The organism is Neorhizobium sp. T25_27, from assembly GCF_002968565.1.
GTDB classification, from domain to species: Bacteria; Pseudomonadota; Alphaproteobacteria; order Rhizobiales; family Rhizobiaceae; genus Neorhizobium; species Neorhizobium tomejilense.
On the sequence record NZ_PVBJ01000004.1, the window covers coordinates 419,548 to 429,534 of the forward strand.

The window sequence follows — 9,987 nt, forward strand, 5'->3', positions numbered from 1 at the left end:
TGCCTTTGTGTGAAGCGCCAGTTCTAACCATACGGAACCGGAAGGGAAGGAGCCGTCATGTCGCACGTGTACAAAAAGCCGCTCGAGGGAAAAATCGCGCTGGTGGCCGGCGCCACGCGGGGTGCCGGGCGGGGTATCGCGGTCGAGCTCGGAGCGGCCGGCGCCACCGTTTATGTCACCGGCCGGACGACGCGGCAGAAGCAGTCGGAATACCGGCGGCCGGAGACGATCGAGGATACCGCCGAACTGGTGACGCAAGCCGGCGGCACGGGGATTGCGGTGCCGCTCGATCACCTCGTCCCTGAGGATGTCGCAGCGCTCGTCGAGCGCATCCGCCGGGAGCAGGGCCGGCTGGATATCCTCGTCAACGACATCTGGGGCGGCGAACATCTGTTCGAATGGGATAAGCCGGTCTGGGAGCACGACCTCGAAAAGGGCCTGCGCATGCTGCGGCTGGCGATCGACACCCACCTGATCACCGCCCATCATGCGCTGAAGCTGATGATCGAAAAGCCCGGTGGCCTGCTGGTCGAGGTCACCGATGGCACGGCGGAATACAATGCCGAACATTATCGCCTCTCGCCCTTCTACGACCTCGCCAAAACCGGGGTGACGCGTATGGCCTGGGCGCACGGCAAGGATCTCGAGAAGGTCGGCAGCACCTCCGTGTCGATCACGCCGGGCTGGCTGCGCTCCGAGATGATGCTGGATATCTACAGGGTGACTGAGGAGAACTGGCGGGATGCGCTCGTCGCCCAGCCGCATTTCTGCATTTCCGAAACCCCGCGCTTCATCGGCCGGGCGGTGGCAGCGCTTGCCGCCGATCCGGACCGGGCCCGCTGGAACGGCCAGTCGCTGTCGAGCGGCGGCCTTGCCAAGGTCTATGAGTTCGACGATGTCGACGGCTCGCGGCCGGATTGCTGGCGCTACCTGAAAGAGGTTCAGGAGCCCGGCAAGCCGGCCGATGCCACCGGTTATCGCTGATCAGCCGCCCATCGCCGCTCTCCCCGCTGCCATTCGCTCGGCCTCGTCGCGCAGGTCGAGCGTGATCAGGGTGCCGTCGCGGATACCGCGTTTCAGCGCGTCCTTCCGCTCCGGCCCGATCCGAATCTCCTGCCTGTCGAAAAGCGCCTGCAGCCGGCTGCGCGACAGCTGAAGTTCCGCCGCCAGCAGCCGGTCGAGCCGCAGGCCGGTCGGGTAGGGTAGGGCGAGCGTGATCGCGATCCGCCGCCAATCCGCATCGTGGCGCAGAACCGCCTTGCGCATCTCGATGTCGTCGCTTTCCTCGATGCGTCCGGCCTTGGCCTTCAGCGCCTGCGCGTCGAATTCGATGCGGGCCACGAAGTCCGGCGTGCTCGCCTGCATCGCGTCGAGCATGACGGGATCGATCGCCCGGATGGTCTGCCGCTCGAAGATCGGCCGGTTCCAGGTGCCGTCGCAGGCGATGCATCTGTAGATGAGCCAGGCATCGAGCCGCTTGCCATTGGCGTTGAGGCGGATGCGGCCGCTGGAGTGGAACGGTCTCGATAGCCCGCAGCCGCTGCAGGCAAGGATCGGCCGGGGTGGAGTTTTAGGGGTTGCAGTCCATTCGAGATGGAGGATGTCGCACATGCCGTTTTGATCTTCCGGTCAGGAAGTTCATGCGGGAAACGGCACTCAAGAAGCCCTTTTCGGGCGCGCACGGTGTGGCGAAGGTCCGGACTGTGGAAAGCAAGCGTCGGAGGTCTTAGTCGGACGGTTCAGGGCAGCATGAGGCCGCACTGGCACGATCAATGCCAAACCGGTCTCAAGCCGCCACCCCGATGAACAGTGTTCCCACGCGGGCAAGCGTCATCGCTCTTCCACACATGGGAGGGTGAACCTGTCGAGACCGGGGATTACTTAGGCAAACTGAACCTCAAAGGCCGACGCTCTTCGACTGAAAGGCATAAACGTGCGAAAATCGAAGTCAAGAATTTTTGGACGTCGCGCCGCGCCCGTTGTGACCTATATGCCGTCCTGACCTATATGAAGCGAAACAGTCGTTCAGCGAGGATCGAACCATGGACATCAAGCGCAGCGGATCGCAGCCTTCGAAGGCACCGCCCCAATATTTCACCGGCACCGTCCGGCTCGACCCGATCGTCGAGGCGCCGGAGCCGGCCCGGGTCCGCGCCCTTTCGGTCACCTTCGAACCGGGTGCCCGCACCGACTGGCACACCCACCCGCTCGGCCAGACGCTGCTCGTCACGGCCGGCGCTGGCCTGGCGCAGGTCTGGGGCGAGCCGGTCCGGGCCATCCGGCCCGGCGACGTGATCTGGTTCCCGCCCGGCGAAAAACACTGGCACGGCGCATCCCCGACCACCGCCATGACCCACATCGCCATCCAGGAAGCGCTGAACGGCAGCACGGCGGAATGGCTGGGCGCGGTGACGGACGATGAATATGCGGGCGAGGTCGCGAAAGACTGAGCCTATTCGACGAGCCGGATTTCCGCGTCCGGTTCGTACCAGCCATGGCGCCGGCGCGACCAGAAGATCGCAGCCGGCGGCGCGAAATCCGGCTCGCCGAAACAGCCGACCGAAACGACGATCCCGTTCTCCAGCACCTCCGCCTCCATGTAGACCAGCGTGCCGCAATTCGGGCAGAAGACCTGGTCCATCCACCGGCCCTCGTCGGTGATCCGCCGGAAGCGCCGCCGCTCGCCTTCGTCGGCGACGATTGCCTGCTTGCGATAACGTGCCCGATAGGAAAACGCCGATCCTGTCGCTTTCTGGCATTCGAGGCAGGCGCAGGCATAGACCCGCTCCGGCGCGCCCGCGAGGGCGAGCCGGAAGTTGCCGCAGGAACAGGCGGCGGTGCGGACGGCCTCTCCTTGCCGGTTTTCCGCCTCGGTCATTTGGTCTCCATGAAGCGCGCCAGCGCCGCGAAGTCGTCCTCGGCGTGGCCAGCCCGGATGGCCGCCTCGAAAAGGCTGCCGAAGGCGTTCGCAATCACCGGGTTGATGCCGCGCTCCGTGTTAATCTCTACGAGATGCTGGAAGGCCACATTGTGGACTGCGATCGTCGCGAGGGTTTCCTCGTCGCCCCGGTCGCGCCCGTCCAGCACCCGTTGCGTCAGATCCCGTTCCGCCCCATCGATGACGGGTTGGGAAAGCTTTAGATAGTTCGCGTAGATTTCGGGATCGATATTTTCGGCTTTGGTGATGGCGAGCGCCTGGAGCGTACCGAACAGCGTACCCCACATCTGGCCGAGAAGGGCGCTGTCGAGCGCGGAGGCCGCCCCGAAATCCTCGCTGACGAAAGCGGATTTCCCGCCGAGCCCGGCAAACACCCTTTCGTGCTGCCTATAATGGACGCCCGACCCGCTGTAGAGGATCAGCGTCTCCGGTTCGCCGATGAAATTCGGCGTGGCCATGATCGCCCCGTCGAGATAGGCGATGCCGTGTTCGGCCGCCCAGGCGCCGGTGTCGCGCGCCGTCTTCGGCGAACCGGAGGTGAGCTGCACGAGCAGCTTGCCCTTCAGCGCCTCGGTGACATCCGGCTTCCTCAGCTGCGCATCGGAAGCGGGATAGTCGAGCAGATTGACGAAAACGATCTCCGCTCCGGCCGCCGCCCGTTCCGGTGCCGGTTCCGGTCGTGCCCCAAAAGCGCCGAGCGCCTGCGCCTTTTCCGCCGTGCGGTTCCAGACATGCACCTCGTGGCCGTTTTTCGCGAGCGTACGAACAAGTGCCGTTCCCATTCGGCCGGCGCCGAGAAACCCTATTGTGGTCATCGCATCGAACTCCAATATGTGAGACGGCATTTTGATAACGCCTCTGGCCGGAGGCGGTAAATTACGCACCTTCGGGTAAGCGGTTACTCTGCAGTAAGGGGAGAACGGGAATGAAACGCCTGCCGGACGACGATTGCGGTTTTGCGAGCGCGCTCAACGTGATCGGTGGAAAGTGGAAGACCGACATCCTTTGGGAGATCAACATTGAGCCCCGCCGCTTCGGGGAGCTGAAGCGCATACTCTCAGGCGTCAGCGAAAAGGTGCTCGCCCAGCAGCTTCGCGAGATGGAGGCGGACGGTCTCATTCGCCGCGAAGTGTTTGCGGAGAAGGTGCAGCGGGTGGAATATTCCGCCACCGATTTCGGCCGCAGCCTCAATCATGCCGTGACGGTGATGGCGGAGTGGGGCAAGGCTTATGAAATCCGCATGGCGGAGAAGGCCGAACAGGAGCGCCGACCCGTCCTGGCGATGCGGGCCTGAGGCTCGAAAAGGTTTCGCGCGTCATTGAACCGAAACGTCCGGCGCGCAAAGATGAGGGCATGATTCCGAACCGGAACCTGAAGGAGCCGCCATGTCAGAGGTCACCCGCATTTCCAACCCGTACCTGACCGTCGACATCTCCTCGCTCGGCTCCGAGATGCAGGCGCTGACGGCCGCCGATGGCCGCTCGTTTCTCTGGAATGGCGATGCCGCCTTCTGGAACGGCCGCTCGCCGGTTCTCTTCCCGATGGTCGGCAAGGCGCCGGAAAACCGGATCAGCGTCGACGGCAAGCCCTACGAGATGGGCCAGCACGGTTTTGCCCGCCGCAGCGAATTTACGCTCGCCTCGTCGAGCGGGACCATGTGCCGCTACGAACTCGCCGCCTCCGACGCGACGCGCGCCGTCTATCCGTTCGAATTCCTGCTGGCGGTCGAGCATTCGCTGGAGGGCCGGACGCTGACGGTCGCGGCCGAAGTCGAGAACCGCGATCAAAAACCGATGCCCTTCGGCCTTGGGTTCCACCCGGCCTTTGTCTGGCCGATCCCCGGCGCGGCGGGCAAGGCCCACAAAATCACCCTCGACAACGGCGCCGAACCGGCTTTGACGCGGCTGGGGGGCGGGCTGGTCAAGCCGGAAAAGCTGCCGTCACCCTTCAAGGCCGGCAGCCTGACCCTCGACCACGCGATGTTCGAGGCGGATGCGATGATCTTTCCGGAAGGGGCGGGCGAGGGGCTGACCTATGCCGCCGAGGGCGGTCCCGCGCTGAAATTTTCCTTCGAAAACCTGCCGAACCTGGCGCTCTGGCAGAAACCCGGCGCCCCCTTCATCTGCATCGAACCCTGGCACGGCACCGCCGCCGAACTCGGCGGCTCGGACGATCTTGCGAAACGTCCCTACGGCGTGGTCCTTGCACCGGGCGAAAAAGCCCGCTTCGCCTTCACGGTGGAACTGCCGGCGTAACGAACCGAGGTGCTCCCATGTCGTCGCGCATAGCCACCTGTTCCTGCGGCCAGTTGTCGATCGAGTTGCAAGGGGAGCCGCTCGGCGTCGGCGTCTGTCATTGTTTCGCCTGCCAGCGCCGCACCGGCAGTGTCTTTGCGGCACTTGCCGGTTTCGCTCCGGATTTCAAGGTCTCCGGCAAGGCCACCGAATATGTCCGCACCGGAGACCAGGGCGCCCGCTTCAGGTTCCGCTTCTGCCCCGTCTGCGGCACCAATCTCTATCATACGGAAGAGGGCGCCGAGCAGCATTTCGTGGCGGTCGCGGTCGGCGCCTTCGCCGATCCGGGCTTCCCCGCGCCGCAGGATTCGGTCTATGATTGCCGCCGGCATTCCTGGGTGCAGCTGCCGCCCGGGATCATCGTCTACGACAAGGACCCGACCTGACGTCAGGCGGTCCCGCGAGAGCTGATTGGGGGGAGACCATGGCCGCGTCGCTTCGCATAAACCACCTGTCCATCATGGTCCGGGACCTCACCCGCAGCGCCGATTTCTACCAGCGGATCCTGCGCCTGCCGGAAATCGAGTGCAAGGCCCGCAAGCCCAACATCCGCTGGTTCGGCATCGGCGACAGCCAGTCGATCCACCTGATCGAAGGCGATTTCGGCCAAACCTACGTCACCATGTCGACCCATCTCTGCATCGCCGTGACCGACCTCGACGCCACGGTCGCCCACATCGCCGCAACCGGCACGAAATACGGCGATCTGGCCAGAAACGAGGGCAGGATCTACACCCGTGCCGATGGCGTTCGGTCGATCTACCTGCAGGACCCGGACGGCTACTGGCTCGAGATCAGCGACGATTATTGAGCCGCTAGAGCAGAGTTCCGCGTCTTTCCGAGTATGATAGGTTGACCGACAGTAGGTCAGATAAGACGAGAAAAATGCTCCGTTTATTCCTTCGCCTGTCGGTGATGCTCGGTATTTCACTTGGTTCGGCTGCAGCTATGGACGCGGCAACGATCGAGAAATTTCACGACGCTGTCCATGTCGGTGATCTTAAGACGGTAAACGCGATGCTCGCTACAGACCCTGCATTGGCAACCTCGGTCGATGAAGACAAATTTTCACCTATCCATCTTATCGACATGTACTTTGACGAGAAAATTCTCGATCTCCTTCTCGCCAACGGGGCCGATATAAACGCCAGAAACGATGAAGGCGTCACCCTTCTTCACATCATTACGGACCCTGACGCAGTCAGCCTCCTCGTGCAGCGAGGCGCCGATATTGAAGCGAGGGATGTCCGAGGTTGGACCCCGCTTATCTGCCAGGCGAACAATCAGGACAATGGACCCGATGTTGTCGCCGCACTGCTGGCCAATGGCGCAAACCCGAATGCCAAGGGTAGTAAAGGCGAGACGGCTCTTTCCTTTGCGCGCGGAACTCGCGACGAGGAATTCATAAAAGTCATGGAAGAGGGTGGAGCGAGGGACTGAAAGGCGGCGGGAAAGAAACCGGACAGCGACTATTGCAGAGTTCGCCCACAAAATTTGCAAGCGTGCGGCCGACCTCTGTGACAGGGATATCCGGTACCTTCGTTGTTACTTCATCGCCTCGAAGTCCATCGCGTGGCCGTTGATGCAGTAGCGCAGGCCGGTCGGCGGCGGGCCGTCGGGGAAGACGTGGCCGAGATGGCCGCCGCAATTACTGCAGCGAACTTCGGTGCGCACCATGCCGTGCGATAAATCGCGGATTTCGGTGATCGCTTCCGGATTCACCGCCTCGAAATAGCTCGGCCAGCCGCAGCCGGAATCGAACTTGGTGTCGGAGACGAACAGCGGCTCGTGGCAGGCGGCGCAGCTGTAGAGGCCCTTTTCATGGCTGTTCCAGAAGGGCCCGGTAAAGGCGCGTTCGGTGCCGGCCTGCCGCAGGATGCGGTACTGTTCGGGCGTCAAGATCTCGCGCCATTCCGCATCGGTCTTCTGGATTTTCGGGGTGATGACATCGGACATCGCAAGGTTCCTTTCGTTTCCCCATAGATAGGCATCGAGACGGCGAAGGAAAAGTCCGCGATTGGAGAGCGGATGTCGGCGTGGCTGTTTCGGGGCCTTAGCGGACGAAGCACTCCGTTGGATCAAAGCCAGTTGGACACGAGCAGAGGTAGAGCTAGGAGCATCCCGACCGGCGTCGCCATTCCGAACAGAAGGAATAAAGCGACCGACGCAACACCCCAACACCACCAGAATATACGAAATCTCCGTGTCATAAGCCCCGCTGCGCAGAGCGCCAAATTGAGCAAGAAAAAGGTCAAACCAATTGCAAATCCTCTGATTCCTAACACCATCAGGGCATGCGGAATGATCCCTAGCAGTACGGCTGTCACTACAAGAGCTGGGGCTTTCTCGGACAATTTTTGCATTGCATTGCCTTCTGGCATGGCGCTCGTCATCCCCGATGAAATGCACATTGTCGTGCCAGTTGCACCCACTCTTCCCGGAAAGTGTTAATGTCCGGTGTTGGCGCGTTGTTGCCCAGCATCCGGACCGCAATGCTGGTTTCCGCTGGCCTGCTTCGGGTTCACATCTTCGAAAGCGGAGGCGATGTTCCAATCTATCGTCGCACATTGACGAGGGGATTTTTCACCACAATAAGGTCAAGCCGAAAAAATGTGGTAAGCGCCAGCCTAATAACAATATAAGCGCCCCGCGAATAACAACAGGAGAGTGGCAGTGACTGAACCGACCGTAGCAGATGCAACAGGCCGCATTTATGAATCGCTCCTGGCGAACAATGCCGACATCGACGTGCATATCGCGGCTCTCAAGGCGGCCATGGCCCGAGCGGGTTTGAAAGAGGCCGTATTCGACCCGGCCAAGCTCGTGCAGAACAACCGTTCTGGCAGGAAGCTGATGCAGGCCTACTTTCGGCAGCGCGGCGTGACGGTGAAATTCTCGGCTGAGTGACGCCTTCTTATGATGTATGATGCCGAACCGTTGCTTAAGCATAGGCCAAGCACCAGCCGGGAGCGCGAACCCAACATAGCTCGGCCGGTCGCAGAATAAGCAGTTTTGCGACGCCAGCAATGTCCGCTCATGGTGCAAAGTTGCCGCCACCATTTGATGATCGGACGCAGTGGGATCACAAAGCTAGGTCCAAAAACTAGAACATCCTTCTCCCGTAGAGGCGCGTGCAGTGGCTACGCGCCATGTGCAAAAACGTCGGATGCTGATTTTTGGCGAACTCATTTATCGAGAATACACCGTAGACCTTCCCATTTGCACCGACCACTATCGGGGGATTCAGTGCAAACTTATTGCAGACGCTCGTGTCCGACGTTTCATCTGCGTACTCGGAATAAATATTGTTGATTGAGGTACTCGATGTTTCGCTCCCGTACTTCCCCGACGTGTTGCCGACAGAATCGGGTTCTTTGTTTAGGCAGTTCATGCATCCGAGATAAGTCGTCCGATCCCCACCGCCGTAAATGCTGAAGTCATTTAGACCGGCACCTGAAGCTGACGCTATCAGTGCGATGGAAATCGCTACACTGGTTAGAACGGACATATTGCCTCCAATTCATCGGAAGCTAGCCGGCAAGCTGCACCGAAACAACGAGCTCTTGCCCGCTATTTCGGCCGGGGCGGAGGGGCCGAGCTTAGAAGGCTTCGGGGAAAATCGCCGCTGTTGCCGTCCCAAGGATGAGCGCGAGCATTATCGCCATCAGTCCGATCGTGCCCGTCCTGTCCCCCATGTTGAAGCTACCGAACAATAGGTGTCGCGAGATAATCCCCGCGAATGCAACGAGCATCACGAATGCAAGCAATGCTACCTTCTGGCCGATCGTCATGTTGCTCCCCATCCGCACCGCCACATCGTGACTAGATGATGTTAATGAATGCCCTATCCTGTGGCCAAGGCGGGAACCGACGGAGCCGTTCTGATGTGCCAAGGTTGGCAACGACATCCTCCACCGAACATGGCAGGAGCAGGAGGAGACACTAAGGGAAACCTGGAGACTAGGAATGACTGCACCTGATGACCTAGCCGGCCTGCGAGGCATTCCGGAGATAGATGCAATTTTAAAGCGGGCTTCAGCTCTTCCGCTTAATGATTCAATCTACCAGATCTTCCGATCACGAAACGTCTTGGGGCGACACGAGTGGAAGGCAGGCATGACCGATCCTCGGCCGTACGTCTTCCATGAGAGCCCGCTATTCTGTTGGATGAAGATCGCAAATCCGGGCGCTACAGATGGTGAAATCGTCGAAGGCTTTGAACTCACGATCCGTTTAGAGCAGGCTTATGGTCGCTGCGTGGAAGAGATCACTCATCGAGTCGGTAAACACGTTCCAATCACGACGAGAGAGTCGATGGTTGTCCAATTGTTGCAGAACAGATTTCCTATGTTTAGTGAGAAGACGGTCCAGACGCTCAGTCAGGATGGGCTGAGAGCAGACCGCTGAGACTACTCACGGTCGCATCACCTTAGGGTACTGGCCTGAGCATGTATCGAAAGCCAGTCAAAAGAGATCCAGCGCAATGATAGGCGCGTTGCGATAGTCCCGATGGGGTACGATGAGCGAGTTTCTAGATTTCCTAGGGAATTTACTAAGCGGGATTTTTTCCGGGGCGCCAGCGAAGTCGCGGTGGCTCCGGCGGGTGGAGCAGGCCTTTGCCGTCGCAGTGAACCGCCCCGGCTTGGCCGGAGACCCCAACTCGTGAGAAGTAGGGTCTATGACAAGCAAGACGACGAACAAATTCTCTCCTGAAGTCCGCGCCCGCGCCGTTCGGATGGTGACGGAGCATGAAGC

General features: G+C 60.8%; 14 protein-coding genes. 9 read left to right on the plus strand and 5 right to left on the minus strand.

Annotated features, from left to right (window positions below):
- Window positions 1–57 precede the first annotated feature (57 nt).
- A complete protein-coding gene (locus C5J24_RS15490; RefSeq protein ID WP_105419030.1) occupies window positions 58–984 on the plus strand; it encodes an SDR family oxidoreductase in 927 nt (308 codons plus the stop codon).
- Here the strand turns inward: C5J24_RS15490 and C5J24_RS15495 are convergent, their stop codons facing one another.
- A complete protein-coding gene (locus C5J24_RS15495; RefSeq protein ID WP_105419031.1) occupies window positions 985–1,611 on the minus strand; it encodes a DUF1062 domain-containing protein in 627 nt (208 codons plus the stop codon). It lies immediately after the preceding gene.
- Window positions 1,612–2,042: 431 nt separating this feature from the next.
- Here C5J24_RS15495 and C5J24_RS15500 point away from each other — a divergent pair, with 431 nt between their 5' ends.
- Entirely contained in the window at window positions 2,043–2,450 is a 408-nt protein-coding gene (locus tag C5J24_RS15500) for a cupin domain-containing protein (protein WP_046627329.1), read from the plus strand.
- Between the two features lie 2 nt (window positions 2,451–2,452).
- Here C5J24_RS15500 and C5J24_RS15505 read toward each other — a convergent pair whose 3' ends face one another.
- Together C5J24_RS15505 and C5J24_RS15510 are read right to left on the minus strand one after the other, a co-directional pair.
- On the minus strand, window positions 2,453–2,878 hold the full coding sequence (locus C5J24_RS15505; RefSeq protein WP_105419032.1) for a GFA family protein: 426 nt from the start codon (window positions 2,876–2,878) through the stop codon (window positions 2,453–2,455).
- Window positions 2,875–3,753 carry an NAD(P)-dependent oxidoreductase gene (locus tag C5J24_RS15510; RefSeq protein WP_105419120.1) on the minus strand — a complete coding sequence of 293 codons (879 nt, stop codon included), beginning with the start codon at window positions 3,751–3,753 and terminating at the stop codon, window positions 2,875–2,877. The genes C5J24_RS15505 and C5J24_RS15510 overlap by 4 nt, the downstream gene beginning before the upstream one ends.
- A 110-nt stretch (window positions 3,754–3,863) precedes the next feature.
- On the opposite strand from C5J24_RS15510, the gene C5J24_RS15515 reads away from it, so the two are divergent.
- The 5 genes from C5J24_RS15515 to C5J24_RS15535 all read left to right on the plus strand — a co-directional run bounded on the left by C5J24_RS15515 (window position 3,864) and on the right by C5J24_RS15535 (window position 6,672).
- Complete coding sequence (locus tag C5J24_RS15515) at window positions 3,864–4,232, plus strand: helix-turn-helix domain-containing protein (RefSeq protein ID WP_105419033.1); 369 nt, start codon at window positions 3,864–3,866, stop codon at window positions 4,230–4,232.
- Between the two features lie 91 nt (window positions 4,233–4,323).
- Window positions 4,324–5,193: an aldose 1-epimerase family protein gene (locus C5J24_RS15520; protein WP_105419034.1), complete on the plus strand. Its 870-nt coding sequence runs from the start codon at window positions 4,324–4,326 to the stop codon at window positions 5,191–5,193.
- Between the two features lie 17 nt (window positions 5,194–5,210).
- Entirely contained in the window at window positions 5,211–5,618 is a 408-nt protein-coding gene (locus C5J24_RS15525) for a GFA family protein (protein WP_105419035.1), read from the plus strand.
- Between the two features lie 38 nt (window positions 5,619–5,656).
- Window positions 5,657–6,043, plus strand: coding sequence for a VOC family protein (locus tag C5J24_RS15530; RefSeq protein WP_105419037.1), 387 nt, complete (start codon window positions 5,657–5,659; stop codon window positions 6,041–6,043).
- Between the two features lie 74 nt (window positions 6,044–6,117).
- Entirely contained in the window at window positions 6,118–6,672 is a 555-nt protein-coding gene (locus C5J24_RS15535) for an ankyrin repeat domain-containing protein (protein ID WP_105419039.1), read from the plus strand.
- Window positions 6,673–6,777: 105 nt separating this feature from the next.
- Here C5J24_RS15535 and msrB read toward each other — a convergent pair whose 3' ends face one another.
- Window positions 6,778–7,188 (minus strand): peptide-methionine (R)-S-oxide reductase MsrB, encoded by a 411-nt coding sequence (gene msrB, locus C5J24_RS15540; RefSeq protein ID WP_105419041.1) that lies wholly within the window; start codon window positions 7,186–7,188, stop codon window positions 6,778–6,780.
- A gap of 717 nt (window positions 7,189–7,905) precedes the next feature.
- Between msrB and C5J24_RS15550 the strand changes: the two genes are divergently transcribed.
- The gene (locus C5J24_RS15550; protein ID WP_105419045.1) at window positions 7,906–8,139 is read left to right on the plus strand and encodes a hypothetical protein; all 234 of its coding nucleotides are present in this window, start codon (window positions 7,906–7,908) and stop codon (window positions 8,137–8,139) included.
- A gap of 692 nt (window positions 8,140–8,831) precedes the next feature.
- Here the strand turns inward: C5J24_RS15550 and C5J24_RS15560 are convergent.
- The gene (locus C5J24_RS15560; protein WP_172723987.1) at window positions 8,832–9,023 is read right to left on the minus strand and encodes a hypothetical protein; all 192 of its coding nucleotides are present in this window, start codon (window positions 9,021–9,023) and stop codon (window positions 8,832–8,834) included.
- A 175-nt stretch (window positions 9,024–9,198) separates the two neighbouring features.
- Between C5J24_RS15560 and C5J24_RS15565 the strand changes: the two genes are divergently transcribed.
- Complete coding sequence (locus tag C5J24_RS15565; RefSeq protein ID WP_046627116.1) at window positions 9,199–9,639, plus strand: hypothetical protein; 441 nt, start codon at window positions 9,199–9,201, stop codon at window positions 9,637–9,639.
- The last annotated feature ends 348 nt before the right edge of the window (window positions 9,640–9,987 follow it).